This is a genomic window from Pseudomonas sp. GM48 (genome assembly GCF_000282335.1).
In the GTDB taxonomy this organism is placed as follows: Bacteria; Pseudomonadota; Gammaproteobacteria; order Pseudomonadales; family Pseudomonadaceae; genus Aquipseudomonas.
Window position 1 is genome coordinate 1 of sequence record NZ_AKJM01000118.1, and the last position, 20,990, is coordinate 20,990.

Annotated in this window: 20 protein-coding genes; 11 read left to right on the plus strand and 9 right to left on the minus strand. The window is 58.5% G+C overall.

The window, feature by feature from the left end; all coding sequences use genetic code 11:
* From PMI28_RS07095 to dksA, 5 genes are all read right to left on the minus strand, one after another.
* Positions 1-461 (minus strand): response regulator (locus PMI28_RS07095; protein WP_007990063.1); only part of this gene is annotated, 461 nt, incomplete at its 3' end.
* A 22-nt stretch (positions 462-483) separates the two neighbouring features.
* Positions 484-3,438 (minus strand): sensor histidine kinase, encoded by a 2,955-nt coding sequence (locus PMI28_RS07090; protein WP_007990065.1) that lies wholly within the window; start codon positions 3,436-3,438, stop codon positions 484-486.
* Positions 3,422-3,598: a hypothetical protein gene (locus tag PMI28_RS30385; protein ID WP_003176118.1), complete on the minus strand. Its 177-nt coding sequence runs from the start codon at positions 3,596-3,598 to the stop codon at positions 3,422-3,424. Before PMI28_RS30385 ends, PMI28_RS07090 begins: the two co-directional genes overlap by 17 nt.
* Positions 3,599-3,675: 77 nt before the next feature.
* Positions 3,676-4,572 carry a tRNA glutamyl-Q(34) synthetase GluQRS gene (gene gluQRS / locus PMI28_RS07080; protein WP_007990066.1) on the minus strand — a complete coding sequence of 299 codons (897 nt, stop codon included), beginning with the start codon at positions 4,570-4,572 and terminating at the stop codon, positions 3,676-3,678.
* 202 nt (positions 4,573-4,774) lie between these two features.
* Positions 4,775-5,215 (minus strand): RNA polymerase-binding protein DksA, encoded by a 441-nt coding sequence (dksA, locus tag PMI28_RS07075; protein ID WP_007971100.1) that lies wholly within the window; start codon positions 5,213-5,215, stop codon positions 4,775-4,777.
* Between the two features lie 332 nt (positions 5,216-5,547).
* On the opposite strand from dksA, the gene PMI28_RS07070 reads away from it, so the two are divergent.
* Positions 5,548-6,720: a pyridoxal phosphate-dependent aminotransferase gene (locus tag PMI28_RS07070; protein ID WP_007990069.1), complete on the plus strand. Its 1,173-nt coding sequence runs from the start codon at positions 5,548-5,550 to the stop codon at positions 6,718-6,720.
* Entirely contained in the window at positions 6,720-7,433 is a 714-nt protein-coding gene (gene sfsA / locus PMI28_RS07065) for a DNA/RNA nuclease SfsA (RefSeq protein WP_007990071.1), read from the plus strand. The genes PMI28_RS07070 and sfsA overlap by 1 nt, the downstream gene beginning before the upstream one ends.
* Here the strand turns inward: sfsA and PMI28_RS07060 are convergent.
* From PMI28_RS07060 to PMI28_RS07045, 4 genes are all read right to left on the minus strand, one after another.
* On the minus strand, positions 7,430-7,747 hold the full coding sequence (locus tag PMI28_RS07060; RefSeq protein WP_007990073.1) for a Rieske (2Fe-2S) protein: 318 nt from the start codon (positions 7,745-7,747) through the stop codon (positions 7,430-7,432). The two genes, sfsA and PMI28_RS07060, sit on opposite strands and share 4 nt — an antisense overlap.
* Before the next feature lie 380 nt (positions 7,748-8,127).
* Positions 8,128-8,400 (minus strand): TfoX/Sxy family protein, encoded by a 273-nt coding sequence (locus PMI28_RS07055; RefSeq protein WP_007971093.1) that lies wholly within the window; start codon positions 8,398-8,400, stop codon positions 8,128-8,130.
* 246 nt (positions 8,401-8,646) lie between these two features.
* Positions 8,647-8,991 (minus strand): pentapeptide repeat-containing protein, encoded by a 345-nt coding sequence (locus PMI28_RS07050; protein ID WP_007990076.1) that lies wholly within the window; start codon positions 8,989-8,991, stop codon positions 8,647-8,649.
* Between the two features lie 91 nt (positions 8,992-9,082).
* A complete protein-coding gene (locus tag PMI28_RS07045; protein ID WP_007990077.1) occupies positions 9,083-10,639 on the minus strand; it encodes a bifunctional aminoglycoside phosphotransferase/ATP-binding protein in 1,557 nt (518 codons plus the stop codon).
* 115 nt (positions 10,640-10,754) lie between these two features.
* Here PMI28_RS07045 and mrcB point away from each other — a divergent pair, with 115 nt between their 5' ends.
* The 9 genes from mrcB to msrQ all read left to right on the plus strand — a co-directional run bounded on the left by mrcB (position 10,755) and on the right by msrQ (position 20,632).
* A complete protein-coding gene (gene mrcB, locus PMI28_RS07040) occupies positions 10,755-13,073 on the plus strand; it encodes a penicillin-binding protein 1B (RefSeq protein ID WP_007990080.1) in 2,319 nt (772 codons plus the stop codon).
* Between the two features lie 16 nt (positions 13,074-13,089).
* Positions 13,090-13,842 (plus strand): tetratricopeptide repeat protein, encoded by a 753-nt coding sequence (locus PMI28_RS07035; protein ID WP_007990082.1) that lies wholly within the window; start codon positions 13,090-13,092, stop codon positions 13,840-13,842.
* On the plus strand, positions 13,842-14,177 hold the full coding sequence (locus PMI28_RS07030; protein ID WP_007990084.1) for a YqcC family protein: 336 nt from the start codon (positions 13,842-13,844) through the stop codon (positions 14,175-14,177). The genes PMI28_RS07035 and PMI28_RS07030 overlap by 1 nt, the downstream gene beginning before the upstream one ends.
* A gap of 483 nt (positions 14,178-14,660) precedes the next feature.
* Complete coding sequence (locus PMI28_RS07025; protein WP_007990086.1) at positions 14,661-16,385, plus strand: acetolactate synthase 3 large subunit; 1,725 nt, start codon at positions 14,661-14,663, stop codon at positions 16,383-16,385.
* A 2-nt stretch (positions 16,386-16,387) separates the two neighbouring features.
* Positions 16,388-16,879, plus strand: coding sequence for an acetolactate synthase small subunit (gene ilvN, locus PMI28_RS07020; RefSeq protein WP_003205610.1), 492 nt, complete (start codon positions 16,388-16,390; stop codon positions 16,877-16,879).
* A 45-nt stretch (positions 16,880-16,924) separates the two neighbouring features.
* Complete coding sequence (ilvC, locus tag PMI28_RS07015) at positions 16,925-17,941, plus strand: ketol-acid reductoisomerase (protein WP_003228216.1); 1,017 nt, start codon at positions 16,925-16,927, stop codon at positions 17,939-17,941.
* Positions 17,942-18,085: 144 nt separating this feature from the next.
* Positions 18,086-18,940 carry a CDP-diacylglycerol--serine O-phosphatidyltransferase gene (pssA, locus tag PMI28_RS07010; RefSeq protein WP_007990089.1) on the plus strand — a complete coding sequence of 285 codons (855 nt, stop codon included), beginning with the start codon at positions 18,086-18,088 and terminating at the stop codon, positions 18,938-18,940.
* A 58-nt stretch (positions 18,941-18,998) separates the two neighbouring features.
* Positions 18,999-20,012 carry a protein-methionine-sulfoxide reductase catalytic subunit MsrP gene (gene msrP, locus PMI28_RS07005; protein WP_007990090.1) on the plus strand — a complete coding sequence of 338 codons (1,014 nt, stop codon included), beginning with the start codon at positions 18,999-19,001 and terminating at the stop codon, positions 20,010-20,012.
* Positions 20,012-20,632, plus strand: coding sequence for a protein-methionine-sulfoxide reductase heme-binding subunit MsrQ (gene msrQ, locus PMI28_RS07000; RefSeq protein WP_007990092.1), 621 nt, complete (start codon positions 20,012-20,014; stop codon positions 20,630-20,632). The genes msrP and msrQ overlap by 1 nt, the downstream gene beginning before the upstream one ends.
* The last annotated feature ends 358 nt before the right edge of the window (positions 20,633-20,990 follow it).

The window sequence follows — 20,990 nt, forward strand, 5'->3', positions numbered from 1 at the left end:
GGGGGGGGGGAGCCGATAATGCCGATTTCACCATTGCTGTTGTCGGCACCGGATTTCACCGCACCGTTGGCGGCTTTGCCGGCAACCGCTTCACCGCCGGCCTGTACCGTTTGCCGGTCACGCAGGATTCGCGCGGCGGCTTGCAGCATTTCGTCGTGGTCGAACGGCTTGGCAATGTAATCGACAGCGCCCATTTTCATCGAGTCGACTGCCGAGCGCAGGCTCGCATAGCTGGTCATGATCAGCACCGGCGTGCCTTGGGCGAGCTTGATCAACTCCGTGCCAGGCGCGCCCGGCAGGCGCAGGTCACTGACGATCAGGTCGAACGAGGGAATGGTGAAGCGTTCTTGTGCTTCCTGCACTGAACCGGCTTCGCTGACCTGGTACTGGTTACGTTCCAGCAGGCGGCGCAAGGCGGAGCGGATAATGGTTTCGTCTTCGACGATCAAAATGTGCGGCATTGATTCGATACTCTCGACGGTCTCAGTTCACAGCGGACGTCGCTTCGACATGACGCGGCAAGGTAACCCTGATTCGGGTGCCGCGTTGGCTTTGAACATCAGCCGGGCTGTCGATGGTGATTTGTCCATAATGCTCTTCAACGATGGAATAGACCAGTGCAAGGCCCAGACCGGTGCCTTCGCCAGGGTCCTTGGTGGTGAAGAATGGTTCGAACAATCGGTCCATGATGCTCGACGGAATACCGCTGCCTTCGTCCTCCACGATCAGATCGACCGTGTGTTCGCCGGCTTCGCTCTTGACCCGTACCGCACTGCCGGGAGGCGAGGCGTCACGGGCGTTTGAGAGCAGGTTGATCAATACCTGGGCCAGCCGCTGCGGGTCGCCTTCGACCCAGTGTTCGGGGTCGCACAGGTTGTAGAACTGCACCTCGAAATTGCGTCGGTTCAGGGCCAGCAGGCCGATGGCATCCTGGGCCACTTCGGCCAGACAGACGGGCTCGTCGCTGTGCTGATGGCTGCCGGCATGGGCAAAACTCATCAGCGACTGGACAATGCGCGATACGCGTTTGGTCTGTTCGAGGATCTGCCCGCTGATTTCCTTCAGCTCGCCGTCTTCTTCACGTTCTTCGCGCAGGTTCTGCGCCAGGCACGCGATACCGGTGATCGGGTTGCCGATTTCATGGGCCACGCCGGCCGCCAGTCGACCGATGCTGGCCAGGCGCTCGGAGTGCACCAGTTTGTCCTCGAGCATCTGGGTTTCGGTCAAGTCTTCCACCAGCAACACCAGGCCACTGTTGCCCGGTGCGAGCGGTTCGTCGATCGCCGCTTTGTGCAGGTTCAGCCAGCGAGTCTGGCCGTCGAGGGCCAGGTGCTGCTTGTGCAGGTGTTCGTCCGGCAGGTTGATGAAGCCTTGCAGCAACTCCTTCCACGGGTCAGCAATGGTGCTCAGGCGCGAACCGACCACGCGCTGTGCGGCGATGCCGGTAAGCTCCTCCATGGCTTTGTTCCACATGAGGATTTCCTGATCCTTGGCCAGCGAGCACACGCCCATCGGCAATTCCTGCAGCGTCTGGCGGTGATAGCGGCGCAGGGCATCGAGTTCGGCGGCCAGGCCGGTCAGGCGCGAGTGGTAGTCCTCGAGGCGACTTTCGATGAAGTGGATGTCTTCAGTGACATAGTTTTCGCCGCCAGCCTTGTACGGCAGGAAGGTTTCGACCATGTCCTGGGCCACGCTCGGCCCCATCAGGCCGGAGAGGTTGGCTTCGATGCGGTCACGCAAGCGGCGCAGGGCATACGGCCGACGCTCGTCGAATGGCAGATAGAGATCGCGCAGGGCCTGTTCCACTTCTTTCTGTGCCGCTTTTGCACCCAATGGTTTTGCAAGCTGTGTGGCGAATTCCTGGGGCGAGGCGGCGTGCAGTTCGCGGCGCTGTGGGCGGCGCACGTTGTCCACGGCACAGGCTTCGGCGGCGCTGGCCTCTTCGGTGCTGGCGTTGGTGAACAGTGAAATCAGGGTAAACATCAGCACGTTGGCTGCCAGCGAGGCAATCGCCGCCATGTGCCAACTGGTATCGTCCAGCACGTAGATCATGTTCAGCAACGGAATGTAGAAGCCTTGCAGGTTGCCGACCAGCGGCAACAGCATGGTCACCAGCCACACCAGAATCCCCGCCAGCAAGCCAGCGATGAAGCCGCGACGGTTGGCTGTCGGCCAATACAGGACCGACAGCACGCCCGGGAGGAACTGCAATGTGGCGACGAACGCGACAATGCCGAGGTTGGCCAGGTCCTGTTCGGCACCGAGCATCAGGTAGAAGCCGTAGCCGGCCATGATGATCGCGACAATCAGCGCCCGGCGGGTCCACTTCAGCCAGCGGTAGATGTTGCCTTCGGCCGGAGGCTGATACAGCGGCAGCACCAGGTGGTTCAAGGCCATCCCGGACAGCGCCAGCGTGGTGACGATGATCAGGCCGCTGGCAGCGGATAGCCCGCCGACATACGCCAGCAACGCCAAAGCCTTGCTGTTGGCGGCGATGCCGATGCCCAGGGTGAAGTATTCCGGATTGGTGGTGGCACCCAGTTTCAGGCCGGCCCAGAGAATCAGCGGCACCGCCAGGCTCATCAGCAGCAGGAACAGCGGCAAGCCCCAGCTCGCACTGACCAGCGAGCGCGGGTTGAGGTTTTCAGTAAAGGTCATGTGATACATGTGCGGCATCACGATCGCCGAGGCGAAGAACACCAGCAACAGCGTACGCCACGGGCCTTCCTGCAAAGGCGTATGCAGGGCAGCGAGCGCGGTCTGGTTTTGCAGCAGCCAAAGCTCAAGCTGTTGCGGGCCGTCGAACACGCCGTAAAGCGCATACAGCCCGACACCGCCGAGGGCGATCAGCTTGATCACCGATTCGAAGGCAATCGCGAACACCAGGCCTTCATGCTTTTCCCGGGTGGCGATGTGGCGGGAGCCGAAGAAAATCGTAAACAGCGTAATCAATGCGCAGAAGCTCAGGGCCACGCGGTGCTGGACCGGCTCGCGGGTGAGGATGCCGATGGAGTCGGCGACCGCCTGAATCTGCAAGGCCAGCAACGGCAATACGCCGACCAGCATGAAAATCGTGGTCAGCGCACCGGCCCAGGTGCTGCGGAAGCGGAAGGCAAACAGGTCCGCCAACGACGACAGTTGATAAGTGCGGGTGATCTTCAGGATCGGATAGAGCAGCACTGGCGCCAGCAGAAAGGCCCCGGAGACACCCAGGTAGCTGGACAGAAAGCCGTAGCCGTACTGATAGGCCAGGCCCACGGTGCCGTAAAACGCCCAGGCGCTGGCGTAGACCCCCAGTGACAGGGTGTATGTCAGCGGGTGGCGAATGATCGCCCGGGGGATCATGCCCCGTTCACTGATCCAGGCCACACCGAACAGCACCGCCAGGTACGCGGCGCTGATCAGGATCATCTGGGTCAGGCTAAAGCTCATCGGCATCTTTTTGACTCTGCAGGATGAAGGTCACGACAATCAGAATCAGCCAGAGCAGATAAGGGCGATACCAGGCGCCAGTGGCGTCGATCCACCAATCCATGATGGCCGGGGAAAACAGGTAAATCCCCACTACCAAAAGCAGGACCAAGCGATAGATGTACATCCCGGCCTCTCTTTTTTATACACGTGCCCGAAAACGTGCGGCGATGGTAACGGATGGGCGCGCCACTGCAAGTGCGATCACAACAGCTGTGCCTCGGGCAGGTTCAGTGTGCGCGGGATCAACGAGGCATCCCAGTGGGCAATGCCCCAATTCAGCACTTCCCGTGGCGTGGCATCAATCAGTTCGGTTCCCGGGTTCTGTCCCAGTGCGCGTAGCGCCCGCAATAACAGCGGCGTTGCCTGATCCTCGGTCAACGGCGGCGAGCGGTAGGATTTACCGAGTTTGTTGCCATCTGGCTGAGTAATCAGCGGGATATGCAGATAACGCGGTTGAGGCAGGCCGAGCAGTTCCTGCAGGTAGAGCTGGCGGGGCGTGGAGTCCAGCAGGTCGGCACCGCGAACGATATCGGTGATGCCCTGCCAGGCATCGTCCAGGACCACGGCCAATTGATAGGCATAGAGCCCGTCGCGGCGGCGGATCACGAAATCGCCGACTTCCCGGCCCAGATGTTGGCGGTGCTCGCCCTGCACCCGGTCGATGAAATGGTATTCCAGTTCCGGTACGCGCAGGCGGATGGCAGCATTGTCAGTACCATGGCCGGCATTGCGGCACAGCCCCGGATAAATCCCGTGATACGGCTCCAGCTGCTTGCGCGAACAGGTGCAGGCGTAGGCCAGGCCGTGATTGAACAGGCGATTGAGTACCTCGGCGTAGGCATCGTGCCGTTCGCTTTGGCGAACCAGGTCGCCATCCCACTCGAAGCCATAGCTTTCCAATGCCTTGAGAATGGCCATCTGGGCGCCGGGTTCCTCGCGGGGCGGGTCAAGGTCCTCCATGCGCATCAGCCAGCGTCCGCCCACCGAGCGCGCATCAAGGTAAGAGGCCAGTGCTGCGACCAGAGAGCCGAAATGCAAATGACCACTGGGCGTGGGTGCGAAGCGACCGATGTAAGTGGGGGAGGCGATGGCAGTCATGGGGGCAATATTACGTTGTCCTGGCTTGCGCAAATCACCTGTGGGAGCGGGCTTGCTCGCGAAAGCGGTAGGTCGGGCGGCATTAATGTTGAAGCTGATGGCCCCTTCGCGAGCAAGCCCGCTCCCACAGGTTTGCTGCTGAGGAGAATTTTAGAAACAAAAACGGAGCGTTCGCACGCTCCGTTCTTCGTTCAAGTCGCCATTACTTGCCGACTTGCTTTTCCTTGATTTCCGCCAGGGTCTTGCAGTCGATGCACAGGTCGGCGGTAGGGCGCGCTTCGAGGCGCTTGACGCCGATCTCGATGCCGCAGGATTCACACCAGCCGTACTCTTCGTCTTCGATCAGCTGAAGTGTCTTGTCGATCTTCTTGATCAACTTGCGTTCACGATCGCGGGCACGCAGTTCGAGGGCGAATTCCTCTTCCTGGCTGGCACGGTCTGCCGGATCAGGAAAGTTGGCCGCTTCGTCCTTCATGTGGTCCACGGTCTTGTCGACACCTTCCATCAGCTCTTTTTTCCACTGATTCAGAACCTTGGTGAAGTGCTTGCGCATGGGCTCGCCCATGTACTCTTCGCCGGCTTTCTGAACATAGGGCTCGAAGCCGCTGATCGCCTGGTTTTGCTGCTTTGCTTGGGTGGACATGAAATAGACCGCCTCTACTCTTGTAATCCATCTGCGCAGGATTGCTCCATCACCGGCACTTGCCGGCCCTGCGGCTGCAAGCGGGCGAACTTACCAGATCAACTCGGGCCGCGCTACTCCCGGATGTCGAGCTCGCGGCACAGAGTGCTTGCCAATGATGACAAACTGTTGTCTGGTGGCTCTGGAGCCTGCTCAGTTATTGATTTTAGTCAAACCTTGCGCTCGCGCTTGAGTCGTTTGTGGTCGGGGGTTACAAGGCCTCTGACCGCTTTAGGTTCTCGCTCGTTCCTGCGCTTGGGTAGAATCGTTTTTTTTCCGTTGAAGGAAGGCCAATGGCTCAGTCCTACAGTGCCCGCAGTCGCGCGATCGAACCTTTCCATGTCATGGCGCTGTTGGCGCGGGCCAACGAATTGCAGGCGGCCGGCCATGACGTGATCCACCTGGAAATCGGTGAGCCGGACTTCACCACCGCCGAACCGATCATCCAGGCCGGCCAGGCTGCTCTGGCGGCAGGGCGGACCCGTTACACCGCCGCACGCGGCATTCCTGAGCTGCGTGAGGCCATTTCGGGCTTTTACCAGCAACGTTATGGTTTGAACATCGACCCGCGGCGGATTCTCATCACACCTGGCGGGTCCGGCGCGCTGCTGCTGGCCAGCGCTTTGCTGGTAGACCCCGGTAAACACTGGCTGCTGGCGGACCCGGGCTACCCCTGTAACCGGCACTTCCTGCGATTGGTCGAAGGTGCGGCGCAACTGGTGCCGGTCGGTCCGGATGTGCGTTATCAGTTGACGCCTGGCCTGATCGAACGCCATTGGGACAATGACAGCGTCGGTGCATTGGTGGCGTCGCCAGCCAATCCGACCGGCACGATCCTGACCCGCGACGAGTTGGCGAAGTTGTCTGTCGCGATCAAGGAGCGCCACGGTCATCTGGTGGTCGACGAGATTTATCACGGCCTGACCTATGGCACCGATGCGGCCAGCGTGCTGGAAGTCGACGACAGTGCATTCGTTCTGAATAGTTTTTCGAAGTATTTCGGGATGACCGGTTGGCGACTCGGATGGCTGGTGGCCCCCGACGCTGCCGTCGGAGAGCTGGAAAAACTCGCCCAGAATCTCTACATCAGTGCTCCGAGCATGGCGCAGCACGCTGCGCTGGCCTGTTTCGAGCCGGCAACCATCAGCATTCTCGAAGAGCGTCGCGCCGAGTTTGGCCGGCGTCGGGATTACCTGTTGCCGGCCTTGCGTGAAATGGGTTTTGGCATTGCCGTGGAGCCGGAAGGAGCGTTCTACTTGTACGCCGATATCAGCAAATTCGGCGGCGATGCCTTCGCGTTCTGTAAACATTTTCTCGAAACCGAACATGTGGCGTTCACCCCGGGGCTGGATTTCGGGCGTTATCAGGCCGGGCATCACGTGCGCTTCGCCTATACGCAAAATCTTGAGCGTTTGCAGGAGGCGGTCGAGCGCATCGCTCGTGGATTGCGGAGCTGGCAAGGCTGATGCGTTTTCATCCTCCCCTCGAAGAGGGTCGCCTGATCCGTCGTTACAAGCGTTTTCTCGCCGACATCGAAACTGTTGACGGCGAGTTGCTGACCATTCACTGCCCGAACACGGGCTCGATGCTCAATTGTCAGGTCGAAGGCGGGCAGGTCTGGTTCAGCCGCTCCAACGACCCGAAACGCAAGTTGCCTGGCACCTGGGAGATTGGTGAAACCCCGCAAGGGCGGCTGTTTTGCGTGAACACTGCCCGCGCCAATGGTTTGATCGAAGAGGCGCTGCGAGCGGGCGTCATCACGGAACTGAACGGCTTTACCGGGCTCAAGCGCGAAGTGGCTTACGGTCAGGAAAACAGTCGTATCGATTTCCGCCTCGATTATCCCGACGGGCCAGCCTACGTCGAAGTCAAAAGCGTGACCTTGGGTTTCGACGGTACGGCGGTGGCGGCGTTTCCCGATGCGGTCACCCAGCGTGGCGCCAAGCATCTGCGGGAGCTGGCCCATCTGGCCAGGGACGGTATTCGCGCGGTGCAGTTGTACTGTGTCTGCCTGACCGATATCGAGGCCGTGCGCCCGGCGCAGGAAATCGATGCGGCTTATGCGCAAGCCTTGCGTGAAGCTGTGGCCTGTGGGGTTGAGGTATTGGCTTACGGTGTGCGGTTGAGCCACGAAGAAATGCGGGTCGACCGGCGTCTGGACGTGTTACCGGGTGGCTAAAGGCTGATCCAGATCCCTTGTTCATCCTCGCGACAAGCTACGCCGGTCAAGGCTTGCCCCGCGCATGGGCCGGCAACGCACTCACCGTCTTCGATCAGAAACAGTGCGCCATGGGTGGCGCACTGGATCAGGCTGTTGCTGGGGTCGAGAAACTGGTCGGGATGCCACTCCAGGCCGACGCCCCGGTGCGGACAGCGATTGATATAGACATAAACCTGTCCGCTGCGGCGCACCGCAAAAAACTTTTGGCCATCGATGTCGAACCCGCGACTGCTGTCATTGACCAGTTCGGCACCTGCGCAAAGCAACTTCATGTCTATCCTCGGTCCTGCGGCTCGTGACCGGATATGTCCGAGCTTAAGTGTTGAATGCTATCAAATGGCTGACTTGCCCGTGGAATCCTTGGAAGGAAGCTACACCTGACCCTGTCGGTACTTTTCAACAGGCAAAAAAAGACCCGGCAAGAGCCGGGTCAAATAACCGTGATTAGCCTGATGAGGAGATAATCCGAGAGTCCGAACCAAGGGCCTTTCAGAATATCGACCAGTCTCGCGACCAGTTGTGATAATCATATCGATTCTCATTACCAAGTCAACCGCTGTTTTTTGATTTCTTTGCGATTCGTCGAATTTACTTCTACAGGCCCTGTAATCATTGAGTTTCAGGTTGAAAAGCTTCAGAAATATTTGCCGGATCAGTTCTTGTGGCGTGAAGAGATAGCTTCCAGTTGTTTGTTCAACGCTTCCTTGCGCTCGGCAGGAATGTCGTTCCAGTGAACGTCCATCAGGGCACCTTCAATTGCGTACAACAACACCTTGGACGCCCGAAAACCGCGCGTGCGCACGGCCCGATAAGCATCCACCGCCCCGAGGCGACGCAAGTCCGACGCGCTATGGATGCCCACGGCATGCAGCCATTGCGCTGACGTCTTGCCAAGATTCTTCAGGTGTTGCAGTTCATCATTCATCAAGCCTCCTTGCGATGGCCGAATGGAGAGCGTGGGCAATCTTCTGAGGAGTGTAGCCATCAGTAGGAAACGCGTGATTGTTTGCTGGTTTTCGACGCAAATGCTTCTAAGAGACGAGTATTGGCAGAGTGTGAAAAAATCCGCGAACGCGAAAGGAAAAGGCGGAGAATAATCAGGAATTACGGGTGAGCATCCCCGTAGTCCAGCGCAGCGAGGGGCGCTGGACGTATCAGTTTGCGACGTTGATCAGCGGGTGCGATAGCGCAAACGTGTGCCGAAGTTCATCGACATCAGGATTTCGTCGGCACTGAGCTCCACTGGAAAGTAGGCGCCGGAGATTTGCGCGTGAGCCAGGCTCGCGCCTTCCAGGTTCGCTTTGCTGAAGTCGATGCCGCGCAAGTCGGCGGAACGGAAGTAAGCGTTGCTGAAATCCACGCCGTCGGCATTTAGCTCGCGCAGGTCCAGCCCCCGGAAGTCTCCACCGGCCATGTCGATGGGGCCATCCTTGGGGCGCTCACTGTTGAAGCCTCTGATGTCGTCTTTGTGCAGCAGGGCATAAAGCGGTGTATCGAGAAGTTTCGGCTGGCTCATGTCGCATCACCTGATGGTTTTATGACGCCAGTATAGTGCCACTATTTGACAGTCGTGAAGCCAGCGCGGGCCTCACGACTGAAATAGTTTTTTACAGACCCGGAAGACGCTGGCGAATTTGCGCGACAACGGTATCGAGCGTCCCGCTTTCATTGGTCTGGACGCGCTTGCTGCAGAGGATTTCTGCGGGGGTCAGCGCTTCACGGCTGGCTTGTTGGGCTGCGATAACGGCCAGGGTGGCATCGGACGGGTCCTTTTTGTCTGCCTGGCGCAAGGCCAGCCAGCTTTCGATCACGGCCTGTGGCGCATTGCAGTCGAGGATCAGGAACGGTGCGCCCGTGGCCTCGGCAACCTTCGCTGCACTGTCGCGCTGATCACGCTTGAGGTAAGTGGCGTCGACCACCACCGGGAAGCCCGCGCGCAGAATGACGTCGGCGATTTCGTGCAGACGGGCATAGGTAGCGGTGCTGGCGTCGGCACTGTAGATGCCGGCCTGTACGTCATTCTCGACGGTTTGCTCGCCGAACAGACGCTTGCGCTCGACATCGGAGCGCAAGCGAATCGCGCCCAGGGCTTCGACCAAACGCATGGCGACATGGCTCTTGCCGACTGCGGAAACACCGTGGGTAATGGCCATGAAGCGCGAAGGAATGGTGCTGTAGCTTTCCGCCAGGTTGGCGTAGTTGCGGTACTGGCGCAGGGTCGTGGCGCGCTGCACCGCACTGGCTTCGGCCGGCATGCTGAACAGGGCGACCTTGGCGCGAACCAGTGCGCGGTAGGCCTTATAGAAGTTCAGCAGTTCGAGACCGCGGTAGTCCCCGGTCAGCTCCAGGTACTGGCTGATGAAACGCCGCGCCAGGCACTTCAGTCCGCGATCTTCCAGGTCCATCGCCAGGAAGCCGGTGTCGGCATAAACGTCGGTAAAGCGAAACGGTTCGTTGAACTCGATGCAGTCGAAGATCACGACCTTGCCGTCGATCACGGTGGCGTTGCCCAAGTGAATATCACCGTGGCATTCACGAATGAAACCTTCGGCCTTGCGCTGGGCGAACAGCGGTTTGAGGCGCTCGAAGCTGCTTTCGGCCCAGGCTTGCAGGGCGTCGAGTTGCAACAGGTCGGCTTTATCGCTGAGGAACGGACGGATCTGTTCGAAGTTCTGCCGCACCGGTGCCATGACGCTGTCCGGTGTGCCTGCTTCGTGTCCGGCCGGCACTTTTGGTGCGCTGAGGTGGAAGCGGGCTATTTGCTCGGCCATCTCGTCGATGTGCGCGGTAGTCAGTTCGCCATTGGCTTGAAGGGTGCTCAGTAATCCGTTTTGCGGGAACTGGCGCATTTTCAGTACATATTCGATGGCCGGGCCTTCGCCGCCCAGTTGCGGAGCCTCGGCGCTGCCGGTGATGGGCAGCACTTCCAGGTACAAATCGTCGGTCAGGCGCTGGTTCAGGCGCAGTTCTTCGGTGCAAAAGTGTTCGCGAGCCTCAAGGCTGGTGAAGTCGAGAAAACCGAAATTGACCGGCTTCTTCACTTTATAAGCGAAGGGTCCCGTGAGAACGACCCAGGAAATATGGGTTTCGATGACCTGGAATCCATCTACAGGATGCGGGTAGAGGGCAGGGTTTTGCAGGGCAGCGATCAGGGACTGGCTCACGGGCGATCCTTCAGAGTCTGGAAAATCAAGGCCGCCATTATGGCTGTAAGTCCGCTTGGCGCAAACCTCGGAGCGCTCCTGTTGAGTATGAATAAAGTGCGTATAATCCGCCGCCATGACTCGTACCCGAACTCCCCGTACCCCAAAAAAACCACCTTCCAGGGGCCTGCGCCCGTGGCTGGGCTGGGCCATTAAACTCAGTCTGGTTGGCCTGGTAGTGCTGGCCGGATTCGCCGTTTACCTTGATGCAATCGTCCAGGAAAAGTTCTCCGGCAAGCGCTGGACCATTCCGGCCAAGGTTTACGCGCGCCCGCTCGAGCTGTTCGTCGGACAAAAGCTGAGCAGGGACGACTTCCTGACCGAGCTCGATGCCTTGGGCTATCGCCGTGAAAGCGTGGCCAATGGCCCGGGCGCGGCGTCGGTCAACGGTAATGTCGTTGATCTGAACACCCGTGGCTTCCAGTTCTATGAAGGTATGGAGCAGGCACAACCGGTGCGGGTGCGCTTCTCCGGCGATTACGTGGCCGAATTGTCGGGAGCAAAAGGTTCGAAACTTTCGGTGGTGCGCCTGGAGCCGCTGCTGATCGGCGGTCTGTACCCGAAAAACCTCGAAGACCGGATCCTGATCAAGATCGATCAGGTGCCGCCGTATTTGCTCGACACCCTGGTGGCGGTCGAGGATCGCGATTTTTACCATCACTTTGGTGTTTCACCGAAGTCGATCGCCCGGGCGATCTGGGTCAATGGCTCGTCCGGGCGCATGCGCCAGGGCGGCAGTACCCTTACTCAGCAGTTGGTCAAGAACTTCTATCTGACCAACGAGCGCAGCCTGAGCCGCAAGCTCACCGAAGCGATGATGGCGCTGCTGCTTGAACTGCATTACGACAAGCGCGAAATCCTTGAGGCTTACCTCAACGAAGTGTTTATCGGGCAGGACGGCCAGCGCGCAGTGCATGGTTTCGGTCTGGCCAGTCAGTTCTTCTTCAGCCAGCCGCTGGCCGAACTCAAGTTGCATCAAGTGGCGTTGCTGGTGGGCATGGTCAAGGGGCCATCCTCCTACAATCCGCGCCGTAATCCGGAGCGCGCCCTTGAGCGGCGTAACCTGGTACTCGATGTGCTGCAGGAGCAGGGCGTTGCTACTGCCGAGCAGGTTGAGGCGGCGAAGAAAATGCCGCTGGGTGTGACCAAGCGCGGCAGTCTGGCGGACAGCTCGTTCCCCGGCTTTCTCGATCTGGTCAAGCGTCAGTTGCGTGAAGACTATCGCGACGAAGACTTGACCGAGGAAGGCCTGCGCATCTTCACCAGTTTCGACCCGATCCTGCAGATGAAGGCTGAGGCCTCGGTCAACGACACCTTCAAGCGCCTGGCCGGGCGCAAGGGTTCCGATGACGTCGAGGCGGCCATGGTCGTGACCAACCCGGAGACCGGCGAAGTACAGGCCATGATCGGCAGTCGCCAGGCCAGTTTTGCCGGGTTCAACCGGGCGCTGGATGCTGTGCGGCCGATCGGCTCGTTGATCAAGCCGGCGGTGTACCTGACCGCGCTGGAGAAGCCGAGCCAGTACACATTGACCAGTTGGCTGTCGGACGAGTCCTTTTCGGTCAAGGGCGCCGATGGTCAGGTCTGGAAACCGCAGAACTACGATCGTCGCTCTCACGGTACGGTCTTCCTCTATCAAGGTCTGGCGCATTCCTACAACCTGTCGACCGCGCGTCTCGGTTTGGCGGTCGGTGTGCCGAACGTCCTGAAAACGCTAGCGCGCCTGGGGGTGTCTCGTGAATTCCCGGCCTTCCCGTCGATGTTGCTCGGCGCTGGCGGGATGACGCCCATCGAAGTGGCGACCATGTACCAGACTCTCGCCAACGGCGGCTTCAATACGCCGATGCGCGGGATTCGTAGCGTGCTGACTGCCGAGGGCGAGCCGCTCAAGCGTTATCCGTTCCAGATTCAGCAGCGATTCGATCCGGCCTCCATTTACCTGATCCAGAGCGCCATGCAGCGCGTAATGCGTGAAGGTACCGGCAGCTCGGTTTACAACGTGTTGCCAAGGACCCTGACCCTGGCGGGTAAAACCGGTACCAGTAACGACTCGCGAGACAGTTGGTTTGCCGGTTTCAGTCAGGACTTGCTGGCGGTGGTCTGGCTGGGGCGCGATGACAACGGCAAGACGCCTTTTACCGGTGCCACCGGAGCCTTGCAGGTCTGGACCAGCTTCATGCGCAAGGCCGACCCGTTGCCGCTGGACATGCCGCAACCGGATAATATTGTTCAGGCCTGGGTCGATTCCCGTACCGGGCAAGGTTCTGACGCCGGTTGCCCAGGTGCCGTGCAGATGCCGTATATTCGCGGCAGCGAACCGCCTCCCGGCGTCGCTTGCGGTGGTGAAAACCCTGCTGAGTCGGTGATGGATTGGGTCAAGGGCTGGATGAATTAAGCAAAGAGGGTTTCAAGTGAACAAGTGGTTGATTCCAGCGGTTGCCGCCGTAGCTTTGCTCAGCGGTTGCTCCACCGTACAACGTGGCTCGATCCCGGTCGAGGACTCCGGCACCGTCGTGTCCAACAGTGAGCGGATCTCGGCCAATGGCGGCTTCCGCCAGACGACCGTCAAGCGCCCTGCACAAGGTCAGTCCCGGACCCAGGCGATTCCGCAAGGTGACAGCGGTGTAGTGGTGATGGTGCCAGGTGCTGCAACGACTTCAACGCCGATCAGCACCACGCCGATAACTCCGGGTCCGATAACCCCAGGTCCGATCACGCCGGGGCCGATTGACACGTCGCCGATTCAATCGGCGCCGATCAATCAGGGCAGCTACAACATGCCCTCGTCGCCGAGCGGGATTCCGTCGGCCAGTTCGGGCGGACTTTCTGCAGACGAGCAACTCGACGGCCCGGTATTGGCCTTGCTGACCACAGCTCAACAGCAACAGGCGAGCGGTGATCTCAATGGCGCCTCCTCCAGCCTCGAACGCGCCCAACGCGTTGCCCCGCGTGAGCCGCAGGTGCTTTATCGTCTGGCGCAGGTGCGCATGGCTCAAGGCGATGCGGCGCAAGCCGAGCAGTTCGCTCGCCGTGGGCTGACCTTTGCCAATGGCCGTCCGGCCCTTCAGGCCAACTTGTGGGAACTGATTGGCCAGGCGCGTGAAAAACAGGGTGATTCCCAGGGCGCGGCACTGGCTCGTCAGAAGGCCAAGGTAACGGGGTGATGGACGCGCGTTTTCTAAAAATCGCCGATCAACTGTTGTTGATCGAGCGCGAGTTGCGGGTGCAAGGGTGGTGGGATGAAGTCTCGCCATCTGCTGAAGCGCTTTCCAGTGTCGAGCCTTTTTCGGTCGATACACTGGATTTCGAGCAATGGCTGCAATGGATCTTCCTGCCACGCATGAAGATGATCCTTGAGCAGGATTTGCCGCTACCCAACGCTTCGGGCATTCAGGAAATGGCTGAAATGGTCTTTGCCGGACGCAATGTCCAGGGCAAGGACCGGCAGTTGCAAGAGTTGCTCAAACAGTTTGATCAGTTGATCACCGCGTCTCGCTGAGCCAGAAGCTGCCAGCGTCCGCTGGCAGTTGTTCACAATATCTCTTTATTTTGTCGGCCGCTGCAGGGTAAGCGCATGCGCGTGCCAATTTTTTGCTAAAAGTTGCGCAATCGAAGCTAACACACGGCTGATTTACGGGTTTTTTCTTGCGTTCTCATGTGCTTAGTAGAATAAAGCACATAGACGACTTGACTTGCGAAGGACGAAACAGAAGAATCCAAAGTCCGCTGTACAGGGACTGCCAGAAGCAGACCCTCTCAGCAGATCATGAGGCGCATATCCGCGTCGACCTGTTACACCCGCAACGCGTTACCTCGCGCTGGGTGGGAAAGGCCCGCAACACTTGGGACGATCCCAATACTTGCTCAGTCAGTGCTGACGTAGTCGGCGACCACCGTCGCTCATGCTCTGCCGAGAAGTAAACCTATTAAGACCCGTCCCATTTTTCGTGGGCGGTATTCTGGCGTTTTAGAGGTGAGCAACGTGGAGCTTTTATCTGGCGGTGAGATGCTCGTCCGCTTTTTGCGCGACGAAGGCGTCAAATATATCTACGGGTACCCGGGTGGTGCTCTTCTTCATGTTTACGATGCCCTGTTCAAAGAACCGGAAGTGACCCACATCCTGGTTCGTCACGAACAAGCGGCTACCCATATGGCTGACGGCTACGCCCGTGCCACCGGTAAAGCCGGCGTGGTATTGGTGACTTCCGGCCCGGGCGCGACCAACGCCATCACCGGTATCGCCACAGCCTACATGGACTCCATTCCGATGGTGATCATTTCCGGCCAGGTGCCGAGCACCATGGTCGGCACCGATGCGTTCCAGGAAACCGACATGATCGGTATCTCCCGGCCGATCGTGAAGCACAGCTTCATGATCAAGCACGCGTCGGAAATCCCGGAAGTCATGAAGAAAGCGTTCTACCTGGCGCAATCCGGTCGTCCTGGTCCGGTCGTTGTCGATATCCCGAAAGACATGACCAACCCGGCCGAGAAGTTCGAATACGTCTTCCCGAAAAAAGCCAAGTTGCGCTCCTACAGCCCGGCTGTTCGCGGTCACTCCGGTCAAATCCGCAAGGCGGCAGAAATGCTCCTGGCGGCCAAGCGCCCTGTGTTGTACTCGGGCGGCGGCGTGATCCTTGGTGGCGGTTCCGCACCACTGACCGAACTGGCGAAGATGCTCAATCTGCCAGTGACCAATACCCTGATGGGCCTCGGTGGCTTCCCTGGCACCGACCGTCAGTTCATCGGCATGCTCGGCATGCACGGCAGCTACACCGCCAACCTGGCGATGCACCATGCTGACGTGATCCTCGCTGTCGGCGCGCGTTTCGACGACCGTGTCATCAACGGTGCGTCGAAGTTCTGCCCGAACGCCAAGATCATTCACATCGACATCGACCCGGCTTCGATCTCCAAGACCATCAAGGCCGACGTGCCTATCGTTGGTCCGGTTGAGAGCGTCCTGACTGAAATGGTCGCGATCCTCAAGGAAATCGGCGAGACCCCGAACAAGGAGTCCGTTGCCAGCTGGTGGAAGCAGGTTGACGAGTGGCGCGGTGATCGCGGCCTGTTCCCGTATGACAAGGGCGACGGCAGCAAGATCAAGCCGCAAACCGTGATCGAAACCCTGTGCGAAGTGACCAAGGGCGACGCCTTTGTGACCTCCGACGTTGGTCAGCACCAAATGTTCGCCGCGCAGTACTACAAGTTCAACAAGCCGAACCGCTGGATCAACTCTGGTGGCCTCGGCACCATGGGCTTCGGTTTCCCTGCGGCCATGGGCATTCAGTTGAGCTTCCCGGATGCGGACGTCGCCTGTGTAACGGGTGAGGGCAGCATCCAGATGAACATTCAGGAACTGTCCACCTGTCTGCAATACGGTTTGCCGGTGAAGATCGTCATTCTGAACAACGGCGTGCTGGGCATGGTTCGGCAGTGGCAGGACATGAGCTATGGCAGCCGTCACTCGCACTCCTACATGGAGTCGTTGCCTGACTTCGTCAAGCTGGCTGAGGCCTATGGTCACGTCGGCGTACGCATCACTGAATCGAAAGATTTGAAGTCGAAGATGGAAGAGGCGTTCGCCATGAAAGATCGCCTGGTAGTGATCGATATTTCGGTCGATACCAGCGAGCACGTCTACCCGATGCAAATCAAAGACGGCTCCATGCGCGATATGTGGCTGAGCAAGACGGAGCGTACCTAATCATGCGGCACATTATTTCCTTGCTTCTGGAAAACGAACCTGGCGCTCTGTCTCGTGTGGTTGGTCTGTTCTCGCAGCGCAACTACAACATTGAAAGCCTGACCGTTGCGCCGACCGAAGACCCGACCTTGTCGCGTCTGACGCTGACCACAGTTGGCCACGATGAAATCATCGAGCAGATCACCAAGAACCTGAACAAGTTGATCGAAGTGGTAAAACTGGTCGACCTGTCGGAGAGTGCTCACATCGAGCGCGAACTGATGCTGGTCAAGGTCAAGGCCACCGGCGCCCAGCGCGCCGAGATCAAGCGCACTACCGATATTTACCGTGGACAGATCGTCGATGTCAGCGCCAGCGTGTATACCGTTCAACTGACCGGTACCAGCGACAAGCTCGACAGCTTCATTCAGTCCATTGGCACCGCCTCGATTCTGGAAACCGTCCGTAGTGGCGTGACCGGCATTGCCCGCGGCGACAAAGTACTCAGCATCTAAACCAAATTAGCGAACGGCCTGAACGGCCTGATATAGGGGAAATTCATGAAAGTTTTCTACGATAAAGACTGCGACCTGTCGATCATCCAGGGCAAGAAAGTTGCCATCATCGGTTACGGTTCCCAGGGTCACGCTCAAGCGTGCAACCTGAAAGACTCCGGCGTTGACGTGACTGTTGGCCTGCGTAAAGGTTCGGCTACCGTTGCCAAGGCTGAAGCCCACGGCCTGAAAGTGACCGACGTTGCTTCCGCTGTCGCGGCTGCCGACCTGGTCATGATCCTGACCCCGGACGAATTCCAGTCCTCCCTGTACAAGAACGAAATCGAGCCGAACATCAAGAAAGGCGCCACCCTGGCCTTCTCCCACGGCTTCGCGATCCACTACAACCAGGTTGTGCCGCGCGCTGACCTCGACGTGATCATGATCGCGCCGAAGGCCCCAGGCCACACCGTACGTTCCGAGTTCGTGAAGGGCGGCGGTATCCCTGACCTGATCGCTATCTACCAGGACGCCTCGGGCAACGCCAAGAACGTTGCGCTGTCCTACGCGGCCGGTGTTGGCGGCGGTCGTACCGGCATCATCGAAACCACTTTCAAGGACGAGACTGAAACCGACCTGTTCGGCGAGCAAGCCGTTCTGTGCGGCGGTACCGTTGAACTGGTCAAAGCCGGTTTCGAAACTCTGGTCGAAGCTGGCTACGCGCCGGAAATGGCCTACTTCGAGTGCCTGCACGAACTGAAGCTGATCGTTGACCTCATGTACGAAGGCGGTATCGCCAACATGAACTACTCGATCTCCAACAACGCCGAATACGGCGAGTACGTGACCGGCCCGGAAGTCATCAACGCCGAATCCCGTCAGGCCATGCGCAACGCCCTGAAACGTATTCAGGACGGCGAATACGCCAAGATGTTCATCAGCGAAGGCGCTACCGGCTATCCTTCGATGACCGCCAAGCGTCGTAACAACGCCGCTCACGGTATCGAAATCATCGGCGAGCAGCTGCGCTCCATGATGCCGTGGATCGGTGCCAACAAGATCGTCGACAAAGCCAAAAACTAAGTCACGCCCTTGTACGAAAAACGCGGCCCAGGCCGCGTTTTTTCGTTTGGGAGGCCGGTTCTGGTATAAAGCTGCATCGTTTGCGGCCGAACCGTCGTCCCAGACACCTGTCCAAACTTTCCACCCCGTTGCAAGGTAATGTCCATGAGCGAACGCCCCGAAGAGCCAAACCAGGCTTCTGACGCCGAAAGCCTGCTGCCCATCGATGAACATGTCGAGGAAGGGCATGACGCTGAAGGTCGTAAAGTCCGGCATCGTGGTATCTATCTTCTGCCGAATCTGTTTACCACTGCGAACCTGTTCGCGGGGTTCTATTCCATCATTAACTCGATGAGTGCGCAGGCTGCCTTGAGCGCCGGCGACTCGGTCAATGCGAGCAAGTACTTTGCTTTTGCAGCCATCGCGATTTTCGTTGCCATGGTGCTCGATGGCCTCGATGGTCGCGTTGCTCGCATGACCAATACCCAGAGTGCCTTCGGCGCCGAATATGATTCGCTGTCGGACATGGTTGCCTTTGGCGTTGCGCCGGCATTGCTGGCCTTCGGTTGGGCCTTGGGTGACATGGGCAAGGTTGGCTGGATGGTCGCCTTCATTTATGTCGCGGGTGCGGCGTTGCGTCTTGCACGCTTCAATACTCAGGTCGGCACTGCGGACAAACGCTACTTCATCGGTCTGGCCAGTCCGGCAGCTGCGGGTGTTGTTGCGGGCATTGTCTGGGCGTTCAGCGATTACGGCATCCAGGGTTCCAAAATGTCGTTCCTGGTTGCGTTGATGGTGGCTGCGGCCGGCATGTTGATGGTCAGCAATATCAAGTACAACAGCTTCAAGGAGCTGGACCTGAAGGGGCGGGTGCCATTCGTTGCGATACTCGCGGTGGTACTGGTGTTCGCGGTCGTGTTCAGTGATCCGCCGCGCATCCTGTTGCTGGTGTTTCTCGCCTATGCAGCCTCCGGTCCGTTTCAATACCTGTTACGTCTTCGTCGTAACAAGAGCGTGTAATTTCCCTCATACTCCGCAGTCTATGGGTGCATCTGTCCTCCAGAGCTGCGGAGTAACCATGCTGATCAAAGTCTCCAAAGCGTCCGACTGCCATGAGTCGGACGTCACGCCTGAATCCCTCTATCTATCTCGGCGCAATGTGCTCAGTGCCACGGTTGCCGGCTTCGCTTTGGGCAGCCTGCCGCAATGGGCCAGCGCTGGCGATGCTGCGCATTACCCGGATGTTGAACCCGGCAAGGCGCCTTCCTGGTTCAGCGAAAAGCTTCCGGCTACCCGGTGGGGTGCGGTCAACGTCAAGGATGAGGCGATCACGCCTTTCAAGGATGCGACCCACTACAACAACTTCTACGAATTCGGCACCGACAAGGGGGATCCAGCTGCCAATGCCGGCACGCTGAAGACGGAGCCGTGGTCGGTGGTGGTGGACGGGGAGGTGGGCAAGCCGGGGCGGTATGCGCTGGAAGACTTCATCAAACCGTTTCAGTTGGAAGAGCGAATCTACCGCCTGCGCTGTGTGGAAGCCTGGTCGATGGTCATTCCCTGGATCGGTTTCCCCCTCTCGGCCTTGCTCAAGGAAGTCGAGCCGACCTCGAAAGCCAGATTCATCCGTTTCGAAACCCTGCTGGATCTCAAAAGCATGCCGGGCCAGCGTTCCGGTTTTACCTTGATCGACTGGCCGTATATAGAAGGGCTGCGTCTGGATGAAGCGATGAACCCGTTGGCGATTCTTGCCGTTGGAATGTACGGGCGTGAATTACCTAATCAAAACGGTGCGCCGCTGCGTTTGGTGGTGCCTTGGAAATATGGCTTCAAGAGCATCAAGTCCATCGTCCGCATCAGTCTGGTCAGTGAGCAGCCGAAAACTACCTGGCAGAGTATTGCGTCGGATGAATATGGTTTTTACGCGAACGTGAATCCCACCGTTGATCATCCTCGCTGGACTCAGGCTCGTGAACGCCGCTTGCCCAGCGGTTTGTTCAAGCCCAATGTACGCGACACGCAAATGTTCAACGGCTATTCAGAAGAAGTCGCTTCTCTATATACGGGGCTCGACCTGAGGAAGAATTACTGATGCGCCATCCGTTTTGGCGTATCGGCGTCTTTGTCGTGGCGCTGGTGTGGCCGATGCTGTGGTTGTACCAGGCTTGGGAAGAACTCCTCGGGCCGGATCCAGGCAAGGTGCTGGTGGACCGATTGGGTTTGGGGGCGCTTGTTCTGCTGCTTGTAACGTTGAGCATGACGCCTTTGCAGGCGCTCACCGGTTGGTCGGGGTGGTTTGCCGTACGGCGACAGTTGGGGTTGTGGTGTTTTGCCTATGTGCTGCTCCACCTCAGTAGTTATTGCGCATTCATTCTTGGTTTTGACTGGTCGCAGCTGGGTGTCGAGTTGCGCAAGCGGCCTTACATTATTGTCGGGGCGCTGGGTTTTCTTGGTTTGCTGGCATTGGCGGTGACGTCCAATCGATATAGTCAGCGACGATTGCGGGCGAGTTGGAAGAGGTTGCATCGTCTGGCTTATGTAATTCTTGGACTCGGATTGCTGCATATGCTCTGGATTGTGCGTGCGGATCTGAAGGAGTGGGCGATCTATGCATCTATAGGTGCGCTGCTGTTAGTGCTGCGGCTACCGCCTTTAGCCCGTCGAATCCCGCGTTTAATGGCTAAAAAGGCCTCTTCTGCCAAAAAGGCGTAAATAGGTGTTGACGGCAGATCTCAGGTGTCTATAATTCGCCCCACTTCCGGCGCAGTCGAAACGGAAAACTCCTTGATAAACAAAGAGTTATGCAGTTTTCGACAGCAAGTTGCTTCAGGTCATCGAAGCCGAAAGGAAGTTGAAAAAGAGGTGTTGACAGCAGCGAGTAACGCTGTAGAATTCGCCTCCCGCTGACGAGAGATCGGAAGCGCAAGTGGTTGAAGTTGTTAAGGATTCCTTGAAAACTTCTGAAAAAAATCACTTGACAGCAAATGAGGCTGCTGTAGAATGCGCGCCTCGGTTGAGACGAAAAGCTCTTAACCAACCGCTCTTTAACAACTGAATCAAGCAATTCGTG